Annotated in this window: 16 protein-coding genes, 2 tRNA genes and 1 pseudogene; 8 read left to right on the top strand and 11 right to left on the bottom strand. The window is 67.1% G+C overall.

All coding sequences use genetic code 11. The annotated features are described in order from the left end of the window. Window positions 1-12 precede the first annotated feature (12 nt). Window positions 13-819 carry a mycolate reductase gene (gene cmrA, locus ABQE44_RS23135; protein ID WP_448394521.1) on the top strand — a complete coding sequence of 269 codons (807 nt, stop codon included), beginning with the start codon at window positions 13-15 and terminating at the stop codon, window positions 817-819. Here cmrA and ABQE44_RS23130 read toward each other — a convergent pair. Continuing rightward, window positions 816-2,389 (bottom strand): annotated as a pseudogene (locus tag ABQE44_RS23130) (helicase HerA-like domain-containing protein). The gene cmrA and the pseudogene ABQE44_RS23130 overlap by 4 nt on opposite strands. 25 nt (window positions 2,390-2,414) lie before the next feature. On the opposite strand from ABQE44_RS23130, the gene orn reads away from it, so the two are divergent. Both orn and ABQE44_RS23120 read left to right on the top strand, forming a co-directional pair. Next, window positions 2,415-3,062, top strand: a complete 648-nt coding sequence (gene orn, locus ABQE44_RS23125) for an oligoribonuclease (protein WP_448394519.1) — start codon at window positions 2,415-2,417, stop codon at window positions 3,060-3,062. Between the two features lie 34 nt (window positions 3,063-3,096). Further along, window positions 3,097-3,169: transfer RNA gene (locus tag ABQE44_RS23120), tRNA-His, on the top strand. A 46-nt stretch (window positions 3,170-3,215) separates the two neighbouring features. On the opposite strand, the gene ABQE44_RS23115 is transcribed toward ABQE44_RS23120, so the two are convergent. Next, window positions 3,216-4,436, bottom strand: coding sequence for a L,D-transpeptidase (locus ABQE44_RS23115; protein WP_448432084.1), 1,221 nt, complete (start codon window positions 4,434-4,436; stop codon window positions 3,216-3,218). Window positions 4,437-4,594: 158 nt separating this feature from the next. Between ABQE44_RS23115 and ABQE44_RS23110 the strand changes: the two genes are divergently transcribed. Beyond that, window positions 4,595-4,667: transfer RNA gene (locus ABQE44_RS23110), tRNA-Lys, on the top strand. A gap of 560 nt (window positions 4,668-5,227) precedes the next feature. On the opposite strand, the gene ABQE44_RS23105 is transcribed toward ABQE44_RS23110, so the two are convergent. Continuing rightward, complete coding sequence (locus tag ABQE44_RS23105) at window positions 5,228-5,455, bottom strand: DUF3618 domain-containing protein (protein WP_448432082.1); 228 nt, start codon at window positions 5,453-5,455, stop codon at window positions 5,228-5,230. A gap of 114 nt (window positions 5,456-5,569) precedes the next feature. Between ABQE44_RS23105 and bcp the strand changes: the two genes are divergently transcribed. Continuing rightward, window positions 5,570-6,043, top strand: a complete 474-nt coding sequence (bcp, locus tag ABQE44_RS23100; protein ID WP_448432080.1) for a thioredoxin-dependent thiol peroxidase — start codon at window positions 5,570-5,572, stop codon at window positions 6,041-6,043. On the opposite strand, the gene ABQE44_RS23095 is transcribed toward bcp, so the two are convergent. The 4 genes from ABQE44_RS23095 to ABQE44_RS23080 all read right to left on the bottom strand — a co-directional run bounded on the left by ABQE44_RS23095 (window position 6,032) and on the right by ABQE44_RS23080 (window position 18,407). Then, window positions 6,032-7,366, bottom strand: coding sequence for a dipeptidase (locus tag ABQE44_RS23095; RefSeq protein WP_448432078.1), 1,335 nt, complete (start codon window positions 7,364-7,366; stop codon window positions 6,032-6,034). The genes bcp and ABQE44_RS23095 overlap by 12 nt on opposite strands. An 88-nt stretch (window positions 7,367-7,454) precedes the next feature. Continuing rightward, window positions 7,455-7,847, bottom strand: coding sequence for a holo-ACP synthase AcpS (gene acpS, locus ABQE44_RS23090; RefSeq protein WP_448395499.1), 393 nt, complete (start codon window positions 7,845-7,847; stop codon window positions 7,455-7,457). 15 nt (window positions 7,848-7,862) lie between these two features. Next, complete coding sequence (locus ABQE44_RS23085; protein WP_448432076.1) at window positions 7,863-17,102, bottom strand: fatty acid synthase subunit beta domain-containing protein; 9,240 nt, start codon at window positions 17,100-17,102, stop codon at window positions 7,863-7,865. Between the two features lie 618 nt (window positions 17,103-17,720). Continuing rightward, entirely contained in the window at window positions 17,721-18,407 is a 687-nt protein-coding gene (locus ABQE44_RS23080; protein ID WP_448432074.1) for a MerR family transcriptional regulator, read from the bottom strand. A 330-nt stretch (window positions 18,408-18,737) separates the two neighbouring features. Here ABQE44_RS23080 and ABQE44_RS23075 point away from each other — a divergent pair, with 330 nt between their 5' ends. After that, a complete protein-coding gene (locus ABQE44_RS23075) occupies window positions 18,738-20,033 on the top strand; it encodes an MFS transporter (protein WP_448395502.1) in 1,296 nt (431 codons plus the stop codon). Here the strand turns inward: ABQE44_RS23075 and ABQE44_RS23070 are convergent. Further along, window positions 20,030-20,449 carry a ChaB family protein gene (locus ABQE44_RS23070; RefSeq protein ID WP_448395503.1) on the bottom strand — a complete coding sequence of 140 codons (420 nt, stop codon included), beginning with the start codon at window positions 20,447-20,449 and terminating at the stop codon, window positions 20,030-20,032. The genes ABQE44_RS23075 and ABQE44_RS23070 overlap by 4 nt on opposite strands. Before the next feature lie 176 nt (window positions 20,450-20,625). On the opposite strand from ABQE44_RS23070, the gene ABQE44_RS23065 reads away from it, so the two are divergent. Both ABQE44_RS23065 and ABQE44_RS23060 read left to right on the top strand, forming a co-directional pair. Further along, entirely contained in the window at window positions 20,626-20,970 is a 345-nt protein-coding gene (locus tag ABQE44_RS23065) for an AfsR/SARP family transcriptional regulator (protein WP_448395504.1), read from the top strand. A 138-nt stretch (window positions 20,971-21,108) separates the two neighbouring features. Then, window positions 21,109-21,849 carry an IspD/TarI family cytidylyltransferase gene (locus ABQE44_RS23060; RefSeq protein ID WP_448432072.1) on the top strand — a complete coding sequence of 247 codons (741 nt, stop codon included), beginning with the start codon at window positions 21,109-21,111 and terminating at the stop codon, window positions 21,847-21,849. Here ABQE44_RS23060 and ABQE44_RS23055 read toward each other — a convergent pair. From ABQE44_RS23055 to ABQE44_RS23045, 3 genes are read right to left on the bottom strand one after another with little or no spacing between them, the layout of a single operon-like run. Beyond that, window positions 21,818-22,510 carry an IspD/TarI family cytidylyltransferase gene (locus ABQE44_RS23055; protein WP_448432070.1) on the bottom strand — a complete coding sequence of 231 codons (693 nt, stop codon included), beginning with the start codon at window positions 22,508-22,510 and terminating at the stop codon, window positions 21,818-21,820. The genes ABQE44_RS23060 and ABQE44_RS23055 overlap by 32 nt on opposite strands. 13 nt (window positions 22,511-22,523) lie before the next feature. Then, window positions 22,524-23,141, bottom strand: coding sequence for an Rv1363c family protein (locus ABQE44_RS23050; RefSeq protein WP_448432068.1), 618 nt, complete (start codon window positions 23,139-23,141; stop codon window positions 22,524-22,526). Beyond that, window positions 23,138-23,992, bottom strand: a complete 855-nt coding sequence (locus tag ABQE44_RS23045) for an Rv1363c family protein (RefSeq protein WP_448395508.1) — start codon at window positions 23,990-23,992, stop codon at window positions 23,138-23,140. The genes ABQE44_RS23050 and ABQE44_RS23045 overlap by 4 nt, the downstream gene beginning before the upstream one ends. Window positions 23,993-24,114 lie beyond the last annotated feature (122 nt).

The following is a 24,114-nucleotide window of genomic DNA, read 5'->3' as shown; positions in this document are numbered from 1 at the left end:
ATAGTCCGCCCCATGCCAGTACCCGCTCCCACCGCGGACGCCCGGGCCGTCGTCACCGGCGCATCGCAGAACATCGGTGAAGCGTTGGCCGTCGAGCTCGCCGCCCGCGGACACCACCTCATCGTCACCGCCCGCCGCGAGGACGTGCTCACGGCGTTGGCGGACCGGCTCACCGAGCGCTACGGCGTGACAGTTGAGGTGCGCCCCGTGGACCTGGCCGACCCGACCGCGCGCACCGAGTTCTGCGACGAGCTGGCCACCCGCAACGTCTCGATCCTGTGTGCGAACGCGGGCACGGCGACGTTCGGTCCGGTCGCCGGGTTGGATCCGGCCGGCGAGAAGGCGCAGGTGCAGCTGAATGTGCTTGGCGTGCACGACCTTGTGCTCGCGGTGCTGCCGGGGATGGCGCAGCGCCGGGCCGGCGGCATCCTGATTTCTGGTTCGGCGGCGGGTAATTCACCGATCCCCAACAACGCGACCTACGCGGCGAGCAAGGCGTTCGTCAACACGTTCAGCGAGTCGCTGCGCGGTGAGCTCAAACGCGTCGGTGTGCATGTCACGCTGCTGGCGCCGGGACCGGTGCGCGAGACACTTCCCTCCGAGGATGAGCAGTCGCTGGTGGAGAAGTTGATCCCCGACTTCCTGTGGATCTCCACCGAGTACACCGCGAAGCTATCGCTGGATGGCTTGGCAGCCAACAAGATGCGGGTAGTGCCCGGCGTAACGTCGAAGGCGATGTCGGTCGCCAGCGGCTACAGCCCGCGCGCGATCGTGACGCCGATCGTCGGCGCAGTGTACAAAAAGCTCGCCGGCGGTTAGCGCTTCCGGCGGCGGCGGCCGGTGCCGAAGATGCTGCGGGTGATCTCGCGGCCGATGACGGTGCCCGCCGAGCGCATCGCGCTCTTGAACGCGGGGCTGTCCATCACCTTCTCCATCAAGCCGGGTTCGTCGGGCGGCTGGGCCGATGCGGGCATCGGTGGTGGCGGCAGCGGCACCTCCGGGGGCGCGACCTCGGTGACGTCGGGCGGGGGCGCGAGCTTGGCGGCCAGCCGCTCGTAGGCCGAGTCGCGGTCCACGGTCTGGCCGTATTCGGCCTGCAGTGGGCTGTCCTGGGCGGCCGCAGCGATCGCGTCGTCGCCGATGGTGTCCATCAGCGAGCGCGGTGCGCGCATCCGCGTCCACGCCACCGGCGTCGGCGCGCCCTTCTCCGAGAGCACCGTGACGATCGCCTCGCCGATACCCAGCGATGTCAACGCCGACTCCAGGTCGTACACATCGGTTTTCGGATAGGTACGCACCGTCTTGGACAGCGCCTTCTGGTCATCGGGTGTGAACGCGCGCAACGCATGCTGGATGCGTGCACCGAGTTGGGACAGCACGTCGTTGGGGACGTCGGTGGGCAGCTGGGTGCAGAAGAACACCCCGACACCCTTGGACCGGATCAGCTTGACGGTCTGCTCGACCTGTTCGAGGAACGCCTTGGAGGCATCGGTGAACAGCAGGTGTGCTTCGTCGAAGAAGAACACGAGCTTGGGCTTGTCGAGGTCACCGACCTCGGGCAACGACGTGAACAGGTCTGCCAGCACCCACATCAGGAACGTGGAGAACATCACCGGCCGGGTGGCCTGGCTGCCCAGTTCCAGCAGCGTGATGACACCGCGGCCCTGATCGTCGAAGCGCAGCAGGTCTTGGGGCTCCAGTTCGGGTTCGCCGAAGAACGTGTCACCGCCCTCTGCCTCGAGGTTCACCAGGGCACGCAGGATCACCCCGGCCGTCGTCGTCGACACCGCGCCCAGCGACTTCAGCAGCGGCTTACCCTCGTCGCTGGTGAGGTATTGAATCACCGACCTCAGATCTTTGAGGTCCAAAAGCGGCAGGCCCTGCTGATCGGCCCAGTGGAAGATCAGCCCAAGCGTGGACTCCTGGGTTTTGTTGAGGCCCAGCACTTTCGACAGCAGGATCGGACCGAAACTGGATATCGTGGCGCGTACCGGCACACCGATGCCGTCGGTGCCCAGTGTCAGGAACTCGACCGGGTACGCCGTGGCGTCCAGCTGTCGCCGGTGTCGGCGGCGCGCTGGTCGATTTTGTCGCCAGCCTCCCCCGGCCGCGACAGCCCCGACAGATCGCCCTTCACATCGGCCATCAGGCACGGCACCCCGGCGGCGGACAGCTGTTCGGCGATCAGCTGCAGCGATTTGGTCTTGCCGGTGCCGGTTGCGCCTGCGACCAGCCCGTGCCGGTTGACCGTCGCCAGCGGAATGCGGACCTGCGCCGACCGGTCACATACCCCGTCCACGACGACGGCGCCGAGCTCCAGAGCCTGGCCTTCGACGCCGTAACCGGAGGCAATCTGCTGCGCGGGTGTGCCTGTCGGCTCAGTCGTCATGGTCGAAAACAGTACTGTGATCGCTGTGCGCGACGAACTGGTGTGGATCGACTGTGAGATGACGGGGCTGGACCTGGCGACCGACCGGCTGATCGAGATCGCGGTGCTGGTCACCGACGCCGACCTCAATATCCTGGGCGAGGGCCTCGACGTCGTCATTCACACCGACGACGAGGCGTTGTCGTCGATGATTCCCGTGGTCACCGAGATGCACACCAAATCGGGGCTGATCGAGGAGGTCCGGGCCTCGTCCGTGGACGTCGCCGCGGCGGAGGAGATGGTCCTCGAATACATCCGCACGCACGTCAAACAGGCCAAGACCGCGCCGCTGGCCGGCAACTCGATCGCCACTGACCGGGGCTTCATCGCCCGCGACATGCCCAAGCTCGACGAGTTCCTGCATTACCGGATGATCGACGTCAGCTCGATCAAGGAACTGTGCCGTCGTTGGTATCCCAGGATCTACTTCGGCCAGCCCGAAAAGGGCCTGGCCCACCGCGCGCTGGCCGATATCCACGAGTCGATACGTGAGTTGCGCTACTACCGCCGCACCGCGTTCGTCGCCCCGCCCGGGCCTTCGACCAGCGATATCGCGGCGATCGCCGCGGAGTTGGGAACGAATGGCGCCGACTCGGGCGTTACCGATTCGGCCGGACAGCGTTCGAGCGGATAGTATCGACGGCGCTGCAGCTTCGGCTGCGGCGATGGTGGCTGTAGTTCAGTTGGTAGAGCACCAGGTTGTGATCCTGGCTGTCGCGGGTTCGAGTCCCGTCAGCCACCCCGACGGGTCAGGGAGCGGATTTCCGCTCCCTGACCTTTTTTCGGCTCAGATGTTGGCGTTGCCGGCCTTCCACGTCTCCCACGGGATGTTCCAGTCCCCGAGGCCGTCGGTGCCCGGCAGCGTCGACCCAACCGTGTTGACGACCTCGACGACGTCGCCGCGCTTGGAGTTGTTGTAGTACCACTGCCCGTTGCTGGTGCTGACGTTGACGCAGCCGTGGCTGACGTTGCTGTGGCCCTGGCTGCCCACCGACCACGGCGCCGCGTGCACGTAGATGCCGCTGTAGGAGATCTGGGTGGCCCAGTCCACCTCGGTGCGGTATCCGTTGGGCGAATTGACCGGCACGCCGTAGGTCGACGAGTCCATCACCATGTGGGCGCGCTTCTCGCCGACGATGTAGGTGCCGTTGTTGGTGGGTGTGCTGTTCTTGCCCATCGACACCGGCATCGTCTTGATGACCTCGCCGTTGCGCTTGACCGTCATCGTCTTGGTGTTGTCGTCGATCGTGGAGATGACCTCGTCGCCGATCGTGAAGTGCGTGGAGACGTTCTCCTGCCCGAACAACCCATCACCCAGGTCCACCCCGTAGGTGTTGACCGAAACATCCACCGTCGTACCGGGCTTCCAGTAATGGGCTGGGCGCCAACGGACCTCGCGGTTGTTCAACCAGTAGAAGGCGCCGTCGACGTGCGGCGTGGTCTTGATCTCGATCGCCCGCTGGGCGGCCAGCCGGTTCGGGATGTTCTCGTCGAACCGGATCGCGACCGGCTGACCGACGCCCACGACCTCACCGTCGCTGGGCACCACGTAGGGCATCGTCAGGTTCTCCGGCGAGTGCGTTTCGAACGTCATCTGCCTGCTGGTCGCGCCGCCGAGGCCCATCGACTCCGCGGTCAGCGTGTAGCGCTTGTTGTAGCCCAGCGGCTCGGTGGTCGACCAGGTCAGTCCGTCGGGGCTCAGCTTGCCGTCCACGACGCGGCCGTTTTCGTTCACCATCGTGACCGAGCCGAGCACACCGGACTCCGCGCTGACCGTCACCGGGGCGTCGACGCTGACCCCCACTGCGCCGTCCTTGACCGAGGAAACCAACTTGGGGATGAGCAAATCCCCGAACGGGGTGCCCTTGTCGTCGATCACCTGGGGCTCCGGCGGCGCGGAGTTGCCGCTGCACGCAGACAGCCCCAACGCGACCACGGGGACAAGGGCAATGGCTGTCAGCCATGCACGACGTCGACGCGGACGGGTCACCGTCGGGACCTGCCACATTCTCTTTCCACCTCGCAAACAGGAACAACCGAGCAACGCTTCTTTTGCAACAGTGTATGGGCAAATTCGACTACGGGTCGCCTCGACGGGCTCGCCTGTGACCGTCTGCGCCCGGGATTTCACCCTGCGCCAGAGCGCCTGTTATTGTCGCACACGCAGCGCCGTTAGCTCAGTTGGTAGAGCAGCTGACTCTTAATCAGCGGGTCCGGGGTTCGAAACCCTGACGGCGCACCCATCACGGTCGATCTGTCGACTTTCATGGCGCGCCCCGCTGGGCGGGGCGACGCCTTCACTCCGGCCCTGCGCCAAACCCCCCTGGGCCCCTTCGGTCGCGTGACCTGGGCTGGCCAAGTCGTTGCGGATGACGCAGACGTAAATTACTTCACCCGATCGGCAGGTCAACCCAAGGCTGTGTGCTGGCGATGGCATAAGCAAAGTTATGGCAGGAATCACACGCCGCGCATATGAGTTGCGGAGCGAACGTGGTCGCCGCCCAAATTCCAGGTTTTAAGCTGCTAGAAGGTGGATGTGTCTGCTACAGTTTCGGTTAGCTGACCACAGGTTCGCGGACCGCAGGTGAGCAAGTTGCACAAAGGGACGGGGAATTAGCTGATGTCGCAGATGAGCGGATCGCTTACGGCTGGAGCCGGGGGTTCGCATGCTGGCGATGAGGTAGCTGCGGACGGCCCCATCGCGGTGTACAACTGCAGTCGCATTGGCCGGGTCGCCAATCCGCCGACCTTTTCCTTCGCCGACTGGTTCCGCTCCGCGCGTCGCCGGGGCTGACGGCGTCAGCCGTGCTTGATCCGCCGCACGGTCAGCACGAGCACCAGCGCCCCCACACCGGCAAGCGACATCGCGACGGCAGGCTTCTTGACGAACCGCACGGCACCGGCCTTGAGGTCCTCGGCCAGCCTGCTGGGGTTGGCTCGTTCGGCCAGAATGTCCACGGTCGACGCCAGCTGATCACGTGCCTGATCGATGTCCCGCTTGATGGTGTCGGGATCGCGGTCTGCCACTTGCGCCTCCAAGCCGCCTGAGAAGTCGCCACTCCGCTTCGGAGCCTGTCGATCTACCCTAGAGCAGCCCGCGCTCACCGCAGCGCACCGGTCAACAAGAAGGGATGCTCAGGCGTGGCACAGACACCGCGACTCGAGGTCGGCGACAAAGCCCCCGCGTTCAGCCTGCCCGATGCCGACGGCAACACCGTCAAGCTCAGCGACTACCAGGGCCGCAAGGTCATCGTCTACTTTTATCCGGCCGCCTCGACGCCCGGTTGCACCAAACAAGCCTGCGATTTCCGCGAGAATCTCAGCGAGCTCAACGACGCCGGCATCGAGGTCATCGGCATCTCACCGGATAAGCCGGAGAAGCTGGCGATGTTTCGCGACGCGCAAAAGCTGACCTTCCCGCTGCTGTCGGATCCCGACCGCAGGGTCCTCACGGCATGGGGTGCCTTCGGCGAGAAAACCATGTACGGCAAGACCGTTCAGGGCGTGATCCGCTCAACTTTCCTCGTCGACGAGAAGGGCAACATCGGCGCGGCGCAGTACAACGTGCGCGCTACCGGTCACGTCGCGAAGCTACGACGCGACCTATCGGTCTGAGCCCAGTTTCGCCAACAGCAGCGCCTCGGCGGTGGCCGCGCGTTCCAGCACCCCCAGGTGCAGGCTCTCGTTGACGCTGTGCGCTTGTGTCGCAGGGTCTTCCACGCCGGTGACGAGAATCCTCGCGTCCGGGAACGCCTCGGCGAACTCTGCGATGAACGGTATCGAGCCGCCCACTCCGGTGTCGACGGCTTCAGCGCCCCACGCCTCCCTAAACGCGGCGCGTGCGGCATCGTAGACTGGGCCGCTGGCGTCGATCGCGTACGGCTGGCCGAGGTCGCCGGGCGTGACGGTTACCTGCGCGCCCCACGGCGCGTTCTCTTCGAGGTGCCGCATCAAGGCCGCCAGATGTGCGCCGGCGTCGCCGCCGGGGGCGACCCGCATGCTGATCTTCGCGCTGGCCCGCGGGATCAAACTGTTCGACGATTTGTCGATCGACGTCGTATCGACCCCGATCACCGTGATCGCCGGCTTGGCCCAGAGCCGTTGCGGCACAGAGCCCGAACCGATCTCGGAGACGCCATCGAGTAAACCGGTCTCCTCGCGCACCCTCTTGGGTGGATAGTCGACGTCGGACGCGGTGGCCTCGTGCAGTCCGGCGACCGCGACGTTGCCGTCGTCGTCGTGCAGGCTCGCCAACAACCGCACCAACACGCTCAGCGCATCGGGCACCACACCGCCCCACAGTCCCGAGTGCAGGCCGTGATCGAGGGTCGCCACCTCGACAACGCAGTCGGCGAGTCCGCGCAGCGAGACCGTCAGCGACGGCACATCGGTGCTCCAGTTGTCGGAGTCGGCGATGACGATGACATCGGCGGCCAGCGTCTCGCGGTGTGCGGCCAGCAGCCGCGACAGCGACGGCGACCCGGATTCCTCCTCACCTTCGACGAACACGGTCACCCCGACCGGCGGGTTACCGCCGTGGGCGCGAAACGCCGCCAAATGCGTTGCGATACCGGCCTTGTCGTCGGCAGTCCCCCGGCCGTACAGCCGGCCGTCGCGTTCGGTCGGCTCGAACGGTGGCGAGTTCCACTGCGTGTGGTCGCCCTCGGGCTGTACGTCGTGGTGGGCATACAGCAGCACGGTCGGCGCACCAGGCGGTGCGGGATGACGCCCGATGACTGCCGGTGCGCCGCCCTCGCTGACGATCTGGACGTCGCCGAATCCCGCGTCCGACAGCAGCTTTGCCACCGCGTCCGCGCTGCGGTGCACCTGCGGACGGCGGGCCGGGTCGGCCCATACCGACTCGATGCGCACCAGGTCGTCGAGATCGCGCCGTACCGATGGCAGCACTTCACGCACGCGTTGCACCAGATCGCTCATGGCGACGACGCTAGCCGCGAAACTGTATTCCGGCAGGCGCGCTCTCGCACATTCTCTGCAAAAATGCAATCTCGCGCTACAGCGGGGCTCAGCGCTCCTCGAGGATCGCAACCGCCGCGGCGGTATCGGCCTCGTGGGTCAGCGACAGATGGATCGTCACTTCCTTGAGATGCTCGGCGATCGCCCCGGTGAGCCGGACTTTGGGCCGGCCCCACATGTCGGTGATCACCTCGATGTCGCGGTGAATACCCTCGGGCAGCACCGGGCGCTTGGCGAACCGCGACCCCGACCACGCCTTGATGACAGCCTCCTTGGCCGCCCAGCGTGCGGCCAGATGTCGCGCGGCCGACGAACTCTTGTCGGCGGCGTCGCGGCGCTCACCGGGCGTGAACGTCTCGGCGAACACCGTGCCCGGCTGGTCGACCTGCTCGGCGAACTCGGGGATGGACACCAGGTCGATCCCCACCCCGACTATTGCCATGGGCGCGACGTTATCTCACGGTTTCGGTGCCACATACACGTCGCCATCGCCGAGCCGCGACGCCGGGTTGAGCAGCATCTCGGCTTCCTGCCGCTTCTCGGGCGCGTCGGCGGCGAACCGGCGGTCGGCCGGTTTCTCGTACAGCGCCGGACCGCCCGCGATCGCCGACGCCAACCGCAGTTGGCCCGCCAGCACCCGAGCGTTGGCACGCTCGCGGTAGTCCGCACGCTGAGCCGGGCTCAGCGCGGCGAGGAACGCCTGCGGATGCACCAGCGCCACCAGACCCGACACGTGTCCGAAGCCGAGGCTGGTCACCAAACCGGCCTTCAGCGGGAAATTTCCACCAAACCGCAGGGTGTCGCGGAGCCAGACCAGGTGCGCGGCGCCGGCGAGTTCGTCGTCGACGCAGTCCAGGCTGCGGTTGGGCGGGATGACCCCGTCGCGCAGGATCTGGCACAGGCCCATGATCTGGAACGCCGCGGCGCCGCCCTTGGAGTGGCCGGTCAGGCTCTTCTGCGACACCACGAACAGCGGTGCGCCGTCTGAGCGGCCCAACGAGTCGGCGAGCCGTTCGTGCAACTCGGTCTCGTTGGGGTCGTTGGCCAGCGTCGAGGTGTCGTGCTTACTCACCACGGCGATGTCGTCGGCGCCGACGCCCAATTTGGCGAGCGAACGCGCCAGTTCGGACTGGCGCCCGCCGCGGCCCGCGCTGAGCGCGCCCATACCCGGGGCCGGGATCGATGTGTGCACGCCGTCGGCGAAGGACGACACATAGCCCACCACCGCCAGCACCGGCAGGCCCATCTTCAGCGCCAGGTCGCCGCGGGCCAGCAGCACGGTGCCACCGCCCTGCCCCTCGACGAACCCGAGCCGGCGCCGATCGTTGGCCCGCGAGAACTTCGAGTCGCTGATGCCCTTGGCGCGCATCATCTCGGTGTCGGCGGTGGCCGACATATCCCCGAAGCCGATGATGGCTTCCAGCGTCAGGTCGTCGTATCCGCCGGCGACGACGAACTCGGCCTTACCCAACCGGATCTTGTCGACGCCCTCCTCGACCGACACGGCCGCGGTGGCGCACGCACCGACCGGGTGGATCATCGCGCCGTAGCTGCCGATGTAGGACTGCACGACGTGGCCCGCGTACACGTTGGGCAGCACTTCCTGCAGGATGTCGTTCGGCTTGTTCCTGCCCAGCAGGTTGCCGTGGTACATCGTCTGCATCGACGTCATACCGCCCATACCGGTGCCCTGCGTGCTGGCCACCAGGCTGGGATGCACCCACCGCATCAGTTCCGCCGGAGTGAACCCCGCCGAGAGGAACGCGTCGACGGTGGTGACGAGGTTCCAGATCGCCAGCCGGTCAATGGAGTTCATCATCTCCTGGCTGACGCCGTAGACCATCGGGTTGAACCCGGTCGGGATCTGCGCGCCGACGGTGCGCGACAGCTTGGTCTTACGCGGAACCCGGATCTCGGTGCCCGCCTTGCGGGTGACCTGCCAGTCGCCGCTGTCGGGCACCGGTGCGATGACGGTGTGCTCGGGGTCGAACTGTACGAACGCCCTGGCCTCTTCCTCGCTGGACACCACGAACGTGAAGTCCTTGTCCAGAAAGACCGAAACCAGCAGCGGTGCAGCGTGATCGGGGTCGATCGCGCCGTCGTCGACGAACTCGCGGATCCCCACCCGTTCGACGACCGCGTCGTGGTATCGCTCCACCAGCTCGCCCTCGTCGACGAGGTCACCGGTCTCGGTGTCGTACCAGCCGGGGGTCGGATCGTCCTCCCACTTGACCAAACCCGTGGTCCACGCGAGCTCCAGCACACCGGCCGCCGACAGTTCGTTGTCGACCTCCATCTCGTAGCGGGTCCGAGACGAGCCGTACGGGCCCAACTCGGCGCCGCCGACGATGACCACCAGATCGGCCGGGTCGACGTCGAGGTCGTCCCAGGCGGGCGGCGGCGCCGGACGGTGACCGCGCGGCGGCGACGGCAGCGCCCGGATCATTCCGCGCTCTTCGGGCTCCTCCTCCACCGACTCCGACACCATCTCGTCGCGGGCCTTGGCCGACAGCTCGGCGAGATCGAGCTCGACGTCGGCCAACCCGCCGGTGAGGTCGGCCTGCAGCGGTTCACGGGCGGCGGCCACCTTCGCCTCCATGCCACACAGCTCGAGCAGCATGGCCGCCATCTGTTCGGTGGTGTAGGTGGTCACCCCGGCTTCTTCGACGGCGTCGACGATCGCGTCGTTGTGCCCCATCAGCCCGGTGCCCTTGGTCCAGCCGATCAGCGCGTGCGCCAACGAGACCCGTTGTGCCCACGATGTTTCGGCCTTCCAGCGGGAAACCAGAGCGTCGAGCGAGGCCTTGGACTCGCCGTACGCGCCGTCGCCGCCGAACATGCCGCGGTTCGGCGAGCCGGGCAGCACCACGTGCAACCGCGCGGCCACGTCGCGTTCGGCGCCGACGTGCGATAGCCCGCCGATCAGCCGCTGCACCGCCCACAGCAACACCTTCATCTCCATCTCGGCGCGCGATCCGGCGTCGGAGAGGTCGCCGGCCACCCGCGGCGCCGCGAACGGGAACAACAACGTCGGTGTCAACGCATCCTTGAGGTGAATCGACTGCGGCCCAAGGCTTTCAGTCTGTTCAGTGCCGACCCAGGAGACCAGCGCGTCGATGTCGGTGTAGGACGCCATGTTGGCGGGAACCACCCACAGCTTGGCGTCGAACCGGGCGTGGTCGCGGTACAGCGTGCGGTAGAACGCCAACCGGTCGTCATCGAGCCTCGAGGTCGTGGCGATCACCGTCGCCCCGCCGTCGAGGAGTTTGGCGACCACGGACGCGGCGATCGACCCCTTCGACGCACCGGTCACCACCGCGACCTCGTCGTTGTAGCGGCCCTTACCGGGGTTCTCGGCGCCTGCGGCGGCGCGGCCGTACAGCGAGGCGTGGATGTTGCGGCCCGCCGCCAGTGCCTTGCCCTGCCACCAGGTGGCCTGCTTGCCGACGATATGACCGGTGCCCTCGAACCGCTCGGAGAGCCGCGTCCAGTCCGCGTCGACCTCATCGTCGTCCATCAGCCACAGCTGGGCCAGATCCTCGCGCGCGCTGGCCCAGCGGTCGTCGAACAGCACCGCCTTGCGGCCGTCGAACACCGGGGCCACCAACCGCGGCCAGTCCGAGCCCAACTCGGCGGTGACCAGATCGATCAGCTCGGCATCGGTGGTCTCCGGCACGCTGACCGGGGTGTCCAGCCCGAGTTGGCTCAGGATCAGCCGAGCGGTCGAGGCGAGCACCCCGTCGGGGCCCGTCACCTGTGCGGCGAACTCGCCCAGCGCGGCCGAGTCGACCACGCCGCCTCCCGGGCCTGCGGCCGCCGCGGGCAGCGTTACCGCAACACCTTGGCGTGCGCCCACCGCGGCGACGGCGGCGTCGATCACCTTGTCGACGGTCGCCGCGTCGGCGAGCGCGCCGTCGTGCAGGCCGCCGAGGTCACCGCCGCGCACGCTGGAACCCTCGCGGGTGCCCAACGCGACCTCGACCGTGACGTGCTTGACCCAGCCGTCGCCGAGTTCCCAGGTCTTCTTGACCCGCTCGGCGATGTAGGCCGGACGCTTCCCGGACGGGCCGAGCACGGTGCGCAGCTGGTCGTTGATCGCATCGGAAAGCACTGGGCCGAACGGCTTGTAGGTGCGGGCCAGTTTGGTGACCTGGCCCTTGAGCCCGGCCAGGTCGGCTTCGCCCGCGCCGTCGATGGCGCCGAGGTTCAGCTCTGAACCCAGGTCCACCAGCAGCTGGTTGCGTCGCGACGACGCGCCGTCGGTGATGGACTCGATGGAGTCCAGTGGCTCGATCTGGTCGACGCGCATCTTCGCCGACAGCGCGATCAGCGCCATGGTGGCGTCGGCGGCGTCGTAACCGAGGTCGTCGGGGCGCGGACCGCCCGACGGTGCGGCAGGGCTTGCGGGTGCCGCGGGTGCCGGTGCGGCCGGAGCCGCCTCGACCGCTTCGACCTCCGGGGCCGGTGCGTCGTCGAATTCGACCTCCGGCTCGGGGTCGGTGTCGGTGGCGAACAGCACCGCGGCGTCGCGCTCGGCGTTGAGCACCTCGGTGGTGTTGTGCGAGTACTCGGGCAGCTTCAGCGTGTTCTGCGCCAGGCCAGCCACAGTCGGCGCGGACTTCACGCCGATCTCGACGAACCGCTCGACACCGAGGCCGCCCGCTGCCTCCTCGATGAACAGCAGGTCCTGGGTCTCGATCCAGCGCACCGGGCTGGCGAACTGCCAGGCCAGCAGTTCGATGACGAGCTTGCGGCACAACTCGGCGGGCCGCTCGCTGCGCCAGGTGTCGTAGTCGGCCAAAATCTCGTCGAGCGGTTCGGCCGGAACCAGTTCCCGGATCTCTTCGATGAAGTCGCGGTCGAGCGTGAACGGCCGCGGCACCAGGTTCGGGATGTAGCGCCCGACAACAAGTTCCGGATCCGTCTCGTCGGGCATCACCCGTTCCAGCGCGCGCCGGAAGTCGTTGACGCCGATGCGCAGCACCGAGGAGTGGAACGGCACGTCGATACCGGGCACAAGGATGAAGGAGCGCTTCCCGCCGGTGATCTGGCGGCGCTTCTCGACTTCCTCCTCCAGCGCCTCCAGGCCGGCGACGGTGCCGGCGATCGCATACTGCGAACCGCGCAGGTTATAGTTCACGATCTGCAGGAATTCGCCTGTGCGCTGCGAGATTTCGTCGATGAAGGTGCCGACGTCGGCGTCGTCGAGGTCGATCTGGGACGGCCGGATGGCCGCCATCCGGTAGTCCGACCGGCCCTGCGCATCCCGCGGGACGATGTCGTGCATCTTGGAGCCGCGGTGAAAGACCGCTTCCAGCAGGCCTTCGAGCTTGTACACGCCGATGACGCACGCCAGCGCGGTGTACTCACCGACCGAGTGACCACAGGCGATCGCGCCTTCGACGAACGCGCCCTGCTCGCGCATCTCGGCGACCTGGGCCGCGGCCACGGTCGCCATCGCGACCTGGGTGAACTGGGTCAGGTAGAGCACACCCTCGGGATGGTGGTAGTGCACACCGGAGGCGATCAGGCTGGTCGGGTTGTCGCGCACCACATGAAGCACCGAGAAGCCGAGGACATCGCGGGTGAATTTGTCGGCACTGTCCCAGATCTTGCGGGCGGCCTTCGAACGTGCCCGCACCTCCATGCCCATACCCTTGGACTGGATGCCCTGGCCGGGGAAGGCGTAGACGGTCTTGGGCGCCGCCAGCTGAGCGGTCGCCGACATCACCAGCTCGTTGCCGACACGTGCGGCGACCTCGATCACCTCGGCGCCACGGTCGATGCCGACGCGGTCGACACGGAACTCGATCTCGTCGCCGGGCAGCACCATCCCCAAGAAGCGTGAGGTCCAGCCCACCAGGCGGGCCGGCGGGGTGGCCCTGCCGTCGGTGGCGGTGACCACGTGCTGGGCTGCCGCCGAGAGCCACATCCCGTGCACGATCGGCGTTTTCAGCCCGGCCAGCAACGCCGCCGCCCGGTCGGTGTGGATCGGGTTGTGGTCACCGGAGACCACCGCGAACGCGCTCATGTCGGTCGGGGCGGCGACGGTGACGTCTCGACGACGGCGCCGTGGCGTGTCAGTCGCGTTGTCGGTCATCGCGCCGCCGGCGCGCGGTGGATCGGCGAGTTCGGCCGCGCCGGTGCGACCGCGGATCGCGAACCGCTCCTCCAGTCGGGCCAGCACGGTGCCGTCGCCGTCGGCGATGCTGACACTGACGGGGATGACGCGCCCGTACTCGGTGTCTGAGGCCTCGGAAACCGTTGCGGTGACGGCTAATTCGGCCGTGTTCTTGGGCATCGGCGCGAGCAGGTGCGCGGCGTGGTCGAGGTGCACGAGGTTCAGCAGGCCTTCGACGACGGGGAAGCCGTCCTCGCTGGTGGCCGAGCCGATGACCGCGAACACGGCAGGCCAGCAGTGGCCCACGAGCGCATCAGGCACCAGCGTGAGCCCCGGGGCCAACGGCGCACCGAACGTCGCGGTGACGCCGGTGTGGTCGGCGACCTGTTCGGGGTCCCAGTCCACAGTCACCGTCGCGGTGTTGCCGTCGACCGGCGGCAGCGCATCGGGGGTGCGCGCGCCCGCGGCGATCGCGAGAACCGAACGCATCGCCGCCGATGCGTCCTCGACGGTCACGACCGGCATACCACCGTTGACCGTGCAGGACGGCAGCGTGAACCCGATGTTGATCCAGATGTCGGAGAGCGGAACGCTCAGCGTGACGCCGTCGGCGCCGAGTTCGAGCCGCGCACCCGTGGAAGCGTGTGTGGCGCTGGGCTTTCCGGGTACATCGTTGACCTGCCACTCCTCGGGCGGGCCGATGCGGTGCACCGGGTTGATCGCCGTGCGCCCAGCCCACAACACGTCCGGCGAATCGAGCACGACCGCGAGCGGACCGCTGATGTCGGCGCGCGCGAAGCGGCGCGACACCACCGGTACGGGGTGACCGTCGGTGGCGAGCGCCTGATCGATCGCGGCCTGCTCGAAGCGGTCCAGCAGTTCGCCCACCGGTTCGTCGACGCGGGTGATGCCAGCCACCGCCTGGGTGCCCGGGATGATGCACACCTGCTCGGCCGCATACCGTGCGTCGTGCGCCTGCCACAGCGAATCGCTGCGCCACCAACGCCGCACGTCCTTGTCGATGACGGGGACGAAGTTCACCGGCTTACCCGGGGTCTTGCACAGCGTGATGAAGAACGGCACGTCGGCGGGATGCAGCTTGAGCGTCTCAGCCTCCGGGTAGTGCGCCAGCAGCGCGGCGATCGCCTGCTGCGGATCCTCCAGCAGCGCAGCATCATCGAAGAGCGTTTCGATCGTTCCGGAGTCGTGCGGATGCAACCGGGCCTCGGCGCGGTGCAGCATGTCTGCGAAGCGGTCGCGCCAGGTGTCGGCCAGCCACGGGCTGCCCGGTGCCGCAGTGTCGGCGGTGCTGTCGCCGTCACCGACCGTGAGCTCGACGTAGCGCTGAAGCCACTGCAGATAGGTCATCTCGCCAACGTCGCCGAAGTAGGGCTTGCAGGTGGCGGCCATCGCCGCGATCAGCTCGTCGCGTCGGGCCGCCACTGCGTCGGCGTCACCGGCGACCTCGTCGAGCAGTCGGCCGCAGCGCGATGCCGCGTTATCGATCTCGTGAATGTCGGCGCCGAGCTGGCTGCGCGAGGATGCCATGCCGCCCTGGGCTTTTCCGGCGCTGATCCAGTGATCGGTGCCGGTCGTCTCAACGAGCATCTGCTTGACCGCCGGAGAGGTGGTGGCCTCCAGCGTCGCCATCGCCGCGGTGCCGACCAGGATGCCGTCGACGGGCATGGGCGGGAAGTTGTAGGCCTTGGCCCAGTCCCCGGACAAGTATTCGGCGGCCCGCTCGGGGGTGCCGATACCACCACCGACACAGACTGTGATGTTGGGTCGCTTGCGCAGGTCGGCGTAGGTGTCCAGCAGCAGGTCGTCGAGGTCTTCCCACGAGTGGTGCCCGCCTGCGCGGCCGCCCTCGATGTGCACGATGACGTCCTTGCCGGGCACCTCGGCGGCGATGTTGATCACCGACTTGATCTGGTCGACGGTGCCGGGTTTGAACACCACGTGGCTGATGCCCACGCTGTTGAGTTCGTCGATCAGCTCGACGGCTTCGGCGAGTTCGGGGATACCTGCGCTGACGACGACACCGTCGATCGGTGCACCGGACTGACGAGCCCTCTGCACCAACCGCTTTCCGCCGAGTTGCAGCTTCCACAGGTACGGGTCGAGAAACAGGGAGTTGAACTGCACGGCACGGCCGGGCTCGAGCATGGCGGTCAGCTCGGCGATGCGGTCCTCGAAGATCTCCTCGGTGACCTGACCGCCGCCGGCCAGCTCCGCCCAGTGCCCGGCGTTGGCGGCCGCGGCGACGATTCTGGCGTCGACGGTCGTCGGCGTCATGCCAGCGAGCAGGATGGGCGAGCGCCCGGTCAACCGGGTGAACTTCGTCGACAGCTTCACCGAGCCGTCGGGGAGCGAAACGGTGCTCGGCGCGAAGCTCGACCAGGCCGGCGGCACTTCGGGTTCGGCGCCGACGGTGAACAGGTTGCGCTGACCGACCCGGGTGGCCGCAGGCACCAGACCGATGCCGAGCCCCCGCACGATCGGCGCGGTCACCCGTGTCGCGGTGTCGCTCGGGCCGAGGTCGACGATCCACTTCGCCCCCGCGTCGTGCAGGCGCTCGACTTCGGCCACCCAGTCGATGGGCCGCACGAAGATCGACTCGGTCATCTCGTGGGCCAACTCGGTGTCAATTCCGCACTTGGCGGCCCAGCGGTCGACGAGCTCGACACCGTCGGCCAGCCGCGGCGTGTGGAAGCCCACCTCGACCTGCACGCCGTGGAACACCGGTGAGAACACGGCGCCGCCGCGGACCTTGCTCTTGCGTTCGGCTTCTTCCTTCTCGGTGATCTTCGCGCAGTACAGCTCGAAGCGGCCGAGTTGTTCTGGCGTGCCGGTGATGACGACCGAGCGTCTGCCGTTGCGGATGGAGAGCACCGGCGGCAGCACCGTGCGAACGTCTTGGGAGAACTCCTCGAGCAGTTCGGCGATTCGGTCGGGATCGACGTTGGTCACCGACACCATCGGCGACTTGTCCCCGCGGCCGACCATGCCGCGGCGCCGCGAGATCAGCGAGCCCGCAGCGCCGATCAGCTGCAGCAGCGCCAACAGTTCGGCGTCCCTGGCGCCGTTGGCACGTAGCGACTCACAGGCCATCAGGCCCTGGGAGTGCCCGGCCATCGCCACCGGAGGGCTGCCGTGCAGATCCAAACCCTGACGGGTCAGCGCGCGAATGGCGGCCATCTGGGTCAGCAGGATGCCGGGGCCCGAGATCGCGGCGGTGATCAGCTGCTTGTTGGTGGGCAGCGGCTCTTCGGCGGCCAACGCCCGCACCCACTTCATGGGTTCGAAACCGATGGGACGCACCACGACCAGCTCCCGGGCCACCGGTTCGAGCAGCAGCTCGGCCTCCCCGACCACCTCGCTCAGCTCGGACTCGATACCGGCCGAGCTGACGAGCTCTTCGAGATTCTCCAGCCAGGAGCCGCCCTGACCGCCGAACGCCACGGCATAGGGTTCGCCGGCGTTGAGCCGATCAACGAGGGCGTGCGTACCGGCAAGGACGGCTGCGCCCTGCGTCTTGCTGTCGGTGGGCGCCCCGCGTTGCTCGTTGATCGTCACGTCTTGTCGTCTCCTCGGTCCCGCGTTAGTGCTCGTCGTGTGTGGCCGTCGGCCGGGGTGTTTCGGCGGCTGTCGCGCGTCGGCGCAGCTCTGCGATTCGGCGTTGAATCCCGACTGGTCTGGGTCTGTTGGCCAGACGAATCCGCGACCGTACGCGCGGACCTGTCCAGCCGTACTAAGAGTGTCATAAGAACGTGGCAATTTTGGCCGCTGAAATGGTTACTGGCGAGTTCTACGCTTTAGTAACCGTGACTTCGGTAACGCGCGGTTCTGCGCGGGCCGAAGGCTTCTGGGACAAACGTCCTGCATGTAGGTGGTTACGGTGGAGTAAGGACAATTCCCCTGATCAAGGCAGTATTGTTATCGAATCGTTATCTAAGAATTTCCACCCCGCTCGACCAGTGGGATCGGAGCCGCCGAAGCCGACAGCATGACCGGAATTGCCCACTTCGTCACGCCAGCCACCGAAGATCGTTTGCTGGAGTTACTTACTCTTCGGTAAGGTTTTGTTCCCCTTGCCCCTCGGGTGGTTCGAGCACGAGGTTGATGTCCGCGCCGGCACCTCCCCCTGCAACGCCCGGCGCCCTGTTTGCCGTGCTCGTAGGAGTTCGCGACCTGCTACGCGGGAGGCTTCTGCTGTTGTCGCAGCGCCTTGTCCAGCTCACTGGCCACCACCCGGCGCCACATATCGCGGTAATCCCGCACCACCCTGCTCATCTCCTGAGGCTCCGGTGTCTCGGTGCCGAACCGGTCGGCCACGCATTCCTCGAGCACCGCGGCAAGTTCGTCTGCCATACCGGCGATCGCGGGCCGTGCCGTTTCGTAAATCCGCAGCAGCGCACGAACGTAGGGAAGGTGATCGGAGCTGCCGGCGATCACGTCGCCGATGGTGAGATCGGTGAGCACGACGGCGCCGTCGATGAGCTGGGCCAGTCCGTATTCGACCAGCCGCCGCGCCTCGTCGCCGTCGGGATCGATGTCGATGCCGGCCGGCGTGTCGGACCGGCCTTCATCGGCAGCGGCGGCGGCGGGCGGGCCGAGCACGGCACGTTGAATGCCCAGGATGTCGGCCAGATCCGCACCTTGGCGCATGCTCGTGAAGAATTCGGCGATGTGCGCTGAGTTGTAACCGCGACGATGCAGCTGGTTGATCGTGCGCAACTGCGACAGGTGGTAGTCGTCGTAGAACGCCGATCGTCCCACTCGGCGCGGCGGATCGAGCAAGCCGCGTTCGCGGTAGGCGCGGATGTTGCGGGCGCTGACGCCTGAAATCCGTGCAAGCTCTTCGAGTCGGTACTCAGCCAACCCGTACGCTCCCCGCCGCGCGCGGGGTGCACACCGATTCGACACCACCACGAATCATGCGACCACTGTAACCGCGATTAGGTAGCTGCGAGCGAAGTCAGCCATACCTCAGACTTCTTTGCTAGCTGTTGTTTGCAGAGCAGATAGCAGTATTAATTAGCCGTCACCATGGGTTGCGCACTGTGCAGGTGCTCAACTTTCAGCCAACTTCGAAATACCTCGCGGCGGGCCGGGAAACTGAGCTCCGCACCGCGCGATTGGCGCGGACAGGCGGCGTTACGCAACGATGGTCCGGGCAGACATCACACCGATGGGTCAGCGAGGTTCGTTGTGCGTCCCTGGATCGTCTGGGCCACCGGACTGTTCGCATACATCATCGCCGTGCTGGACCGCACGACGTTGGGTGTTTCCGGCCTGGAAGCCGTTAACCGTTTTCAGGCCAGCCCGAGCGTACTGTCCACGTTCGTCGTCTTGCAGGTGGTCGTCTACGCCTGTGCCCAGGTCCCTGCCGGCGTGCTGCTGGACCGCTTCGGCTCCAAGACCCTGATCATCGCGGGCGCCACGCTGATGGCCTCAGGCCAGTTCGCGCTGGCGTTCACCGAGTCGCTGCCTGCCGCCATCGCGGCGCGGGCGGTGCTCGGTCTCGGTGATGCCGTCACGTTCATCTCGGTGCTGCGGCTGGTACCTCACTGGTTCAAACCGCGCCAGGTCCCGTTGGTGACCCAGCTGACCGGCATCTGCGGGCAACTGGGCCAAGTGCTCTCCGCCGTGCCGTTCTTCGCGCTGCTCAAGGCACAGGGGTGGACCACGGCCTACGCCTCGGTGGCGGCGCTGGGCGTGGTGTCGATCATCTTGACGCTGCTGCTCGTGAAGAACACCCCGCACGGCAACGTCGTCAAGGTCGAGACGGCCTCAGTGGTCGAAACCCTGGCGAGCGTGAAAACCGTGTGGTTACGGCCGGGCACCCGGTTGGGTTTCTTCACCCATATGGGCACGCAGTTCTCGGTGACGGTTTTCGCGCTGATGTGGGGCGTCCCCTACCTCACGGTCGGCCAGGGTGTCTCTGCCGGCACCGCGGGGGCTTTGTTGACGATCTCGGTTGCCGCCGCCATCTGGTCGGGGATCGCGATCGGGATCTTCACCGGCCGGCACCCCCACCGGCGCTCCCGGCTGGTGCTGGTGATCATCGCCAGCAACGCGCTGATCTGGTCGATTGTGCTGGCCCTGCCCGACCGGGCACCCCTATGGTTGCTGATCACGTTGGTGGTCGTGATCTCGGTCGGCGGACCGGGTTCGATGGTCGGCTTCGACTTCGCGCGAACGTTCAACCCGAGCGCCACCTTGGGCACCGCGCAGGGGATGGTCAACATGGGCGGGTTCGCCGCCTCGCTGTTGGTGATGCAGACGATGGGCCTCATCCTCGATGCTGCCGGGGGCTTCTCGTTCGAATCGTTCCGGCTCGCATGGACCGTCCAATACGCGATCTGGGTGATGGCCGTCGTCGGCATCCTGATCACCCGGCGTAAGGCCCGCCGCCTGATGGGACTCCAAGGCGCCGCACCCGAACTGATGCGGCAACGACTGCTTCTCGAGACGCTGGACGTGAACCCGCCCGACCGCGACTAGCGGTTGCGCGACGTCGAGCGCCGATTGGCCTTCTTGATGGCCGAGACCAATTCGTCCTTGTTCATGTTGGAGCGGCCCGAAATGTCCAGGCGCCGCGCGACATCCACGAGGTGCTTCTTAGATGCATTGGCATCCACACCCTCAGCGGTCTTCCCCTTGGCGTTGGGTCCGCCACTGCGCGCCCGCTGGTCCGACGGCCCCTTCTTGGACTTCGGTTCCCAGTGGTCGCCGACCTTTTCGTAGCTGTGCTTGAGCGCGCTGTAGGCGACCCGGTGGGCGCGTTGACCTTCGCCGTACTCCTTTACCGCCGCGTCGTGCGCCTTGGCGAAGGTGCGCTGCGCTTTGGCGTCCGACTTCTTCAGCGTGCTCGGCAACTCGCTCTTGCGAGCGCTTCCGCTCTTCGTCGTCTTCGGCATGATGGACCTCCTCGCTGCACTACTCATCTTGGTGTTACGTCCAATGACCGCCTATCGGGTTCCCGGGCGTTCGCCCACTAAAACGTGCTAACCAAGTGACCGAGCGAGGGCTCATGCCGAAAGACGCGTAGCGGACTACGCGTGTGCGCGCCAGCCACCGGTTTCACGATCAGAACGTGGACCAGTACGCACTGCACCTGCTCGGTGGGTTCGCCGTGCAAACCGCCGACCGCACTGTGGACCTGCCGCCGGCTTGTCAACGGCTCGTCGCGCTGCTGGCGTTGAAACGCCGGCCGATGCACCGGCTGTGGGTCCGCGCCACGCTGTGGCCGCACACGCAGACCCGCAAGGCTGTCGCGAGCCTGCGGTCGGCCGTGTGGCGGATGAGCGTCGTCGAGACGCTGGGTCACGGCGCCGAAAAGCCGACGTCACACCATCTGCGCAACACCATCCGCTCGGTGCACACCGGCCGCCCGGTGATTCGACGCCAAATCCACTCCGGCGATCCGAGGGAACGGTGAGCGCCGCGCTGATGGTCAGCGTCGCGCTCGGCGTGCCGCTGGTCGCGATCGGCCTGTACGACCTGCAGGTCCGGCTCGAACAGTGGGATCACGACCGCCACGCAGAAGACTGAGGCACCGCGGTGCCAAGATACGAGGATGTGTGCGTCATCGGAGCCCTATGCCGTTGCGGTGGTGCTGGCCGCTGGCCTGGGTTCGCGGGTCGGCGCCGACGGCAACAAGGCCTACCTGCAGGTGGCCGATCGCGCCATGGTGGCCTGGTCGTTGGACACCCTGACACGCGTAGCCGACATTGCACGGATTGTGCTGGTGTACCGGCAGGGTGAACGCGACCTCGCCGAGCACACGGTGACGGATGAACTACCCAATGCCGCAGTGGAGTTCGTCGAGGGTGGGGCAAGCCGACACGCGTCGGAGTTCAACGTGTTGCGTTACCTGGCCGCCGACATCGAATCCGGAGCGATCGACGTGGTGCTGATCCATGACGCCGCCCGTCCGGTCGCAGGCCTCGACATGTTCGTCACCGCGGTGTCGGTCGCCCGCGAGTTCGGCGGCGCGGTCCCGGCGCTGCCCCTGCCGGACGCGGTGAGCGCCGCCGGCCGTCTCGAGGTGTCACGCCGCACCCAGACGCTGGTCCGGGTCCAGACGCCGCAGGCGTTTCGGGCCGCTGCCCTGCTGCACGCTTATCGTGCTGCCGACGGCCAGCGGTTCGAAGGCACCGACACGTCGTCGTGCATCGAGGCGTTCACCGACCTGGAAGTGCGCACCTTCACCGGCGAACAACGCAACATCAAGGTGACCTACGCCCGCGATATCGCTGTCGCCGGACGCCTTCTCGCAGGCCCGGTCAGCCCGAATCCTGTCGCCGGCCCGCGATGATGGCCTCGAAGAACGCCGCGTCGGCGGGCAGGGCAGCGCGGAAGCCGTCGGGGTCACCGGCGACGACGGTGATTGGCACGCCGGCGCGGCCGGCCTCCTCGATCTCATCGAAGTGCTCGGCTGTGCGGCCGATGAGTAGCTGAGCCAGTTGCTCGACGGCGAAGCCGCGCGGGTATTGCGCGGCCGCCAGCGTTGACCGATCCACCGTGGTGATCACTGAACCGCTTGCGTCGACGGCCTTGACGCTGTCGGTGACCGGCAGGGTCGGCACCACGACACCGTCTGCCAAGCCAGCGATCACCCGGTCGCGCACCTCCGGCGACACCAGCGGTTGCCGGATATCGCCGACCAGCACATGCGTCGTCGAAAGCTTATGCTCCTGAAGGTATTCCAACCCTGCGCTCAGACACTGCGCCCGGGTGCCGGACGCGCCGGCCGCGGCGACTGCCACCGCAGAAAGCCCGCTGTCGGCAAGCGCGGCGTGCACGTCAGTGACCAGTGGTTCGGCCGCCGCCACCACAACCCGGGCCGGTTCGGCGACCGCGCCGAGCATGGCAGCCACGATCCGCACCAGGGGCGGCTGCCCGGCCAGCGGCAGGAAGGCGGACGCGGCGTTCTGTGCGACCGAATCCGGCAGCGGCACAATCGCCGAAAGCTTCACCGCCGCCGTGCCCCTAGACCGGGTCGAACTGCGCGATCAGCCAGCGCCCGTCGATCTTTTCCATGCCGACCTTGACGCTGCTGGCGGCGAACGCGCCGTCGGGGTTCTCCTTGCTGGTCGTCACCTGGTTGACGAACACCAGCACTTCAGCGGAATCCGGCTGCATTTCGGCGACCGCCGCTCGAACCACCGCCGCCGACGTCTTGACGTTCTTCTCCATGGCGGCCGGCCTGACGATTTGGTCGGTGAACTGCGTGTAGTACGAAAGGAACTCACCGGTCAGATTCGACTTCGCCGCCGCGAAATCCTCGTCAAGGCTATCCGGCGAGTACGACAGCATCGCGACAGTGCCGTTCTTGGCGGCCTCCAACACGACGTTGGCGGCCGCATCGTCGGTCTGCTGCATGGGCCGGTACAAGGTGAAGTAGATCCCCGCGGCCGCGCCCGCTGACGCGACGAGCGCGATGGCGACGAGGATGACGCCGAGATGGCGTCGCACGGCGCGCATCGAGCGCCGGAACGGGCCGGGCTCGGCGACCTTCGCGTCCGCGCTGGTCTCATCGGCGTCCTCGGCGGTCTCGTTTGTCGGCGCGGTGAGCTCGACGGCCTCGCTGGTCTCATCCACGGTCACGGTACGAACTCGACTTTCGACATCTTGATTTGGTCGCCGTCCCGCTGCAGGTCGACCGACAACCGCCACGCGCGTGGCTCCTGTTCGGCGCCTGCGGCGTTGGTCACCCGCGACGTGGCGGCAACCAGCACCACAGCCGAGTCCTGGCTCATCGTCTCAACCGCGGTCGAGTTCACCGTGACATCGGTGACCACCTTCGAGTCCTGGGCCACCTGAACGAAATCCTTCGCCTGGGCCTCGAAGTCCGTCCGGAATTGGCCGGTCGAGTTGTCGATGATGCGCTGCACGTCGGCTTCGGCGTTGTTAAAGTCCAGCGACATCAACGTCACAACGCTCTGCCGGCCCGCTGCGGCGTATTCCGCCTCCAACTTCTGGACGTCGCTGGCCTCGCGGTGCTGCCACACCATGTAGCCGCTGGCGGCCAGCAGCGCACCCGTGCAGAGAATGGCCAACGACATCGCGACCGCTTTGAGGATGCGGCCCCAGCGGCGAGGCGATCGGGCGGGCTGCGCTCGCGCTTCCCCGGGTTCGTCGGGTGCGGCGTCGACGGTGGCCTCAGCGGGCTCCTCGTCGGAGTCGGTTTTTTCGGCTTCGGCCTCTTCGGCGGCCTTCGCCTCTTCGGCGGCCTTTGCCTCTTCGGCGGCTTTGGCCTCCTCGGCTTCCTGGCGCATCCGGATCGCCCGTGCCCTGGCGCGCGCCGCCTCGGCGGCGGCCTCCGCCTCAGCCGCCTGCGCCTCTGCCTCCTCGGCCAGCGTCAGCGCCTCGGCCGTCTCCGATCCGCCCTCGGGGGTCGTCGGCTCCTCGACACCATCAGTGTCGCCCGCCGGCTTTCGGCGTCTCAATGACGGCACGGCGACCTCCTCGTTCTTTGGCGCACCACTGCTGAGAATGCGGTTATCCGGTTCTGAGTATCGCCGCGACGATACCCCCTCCACAGAGCCCGACCAAGACGGGTCTTCCTGCGGAAATGCTA

The sequence above is a fragment of the Mycolicibacterium sp. XJ2546 genome (genome assembly GCF_053483195.1).
This window is presented reverse-complemented; position numbering and strand designations above follow the sequence as displayed.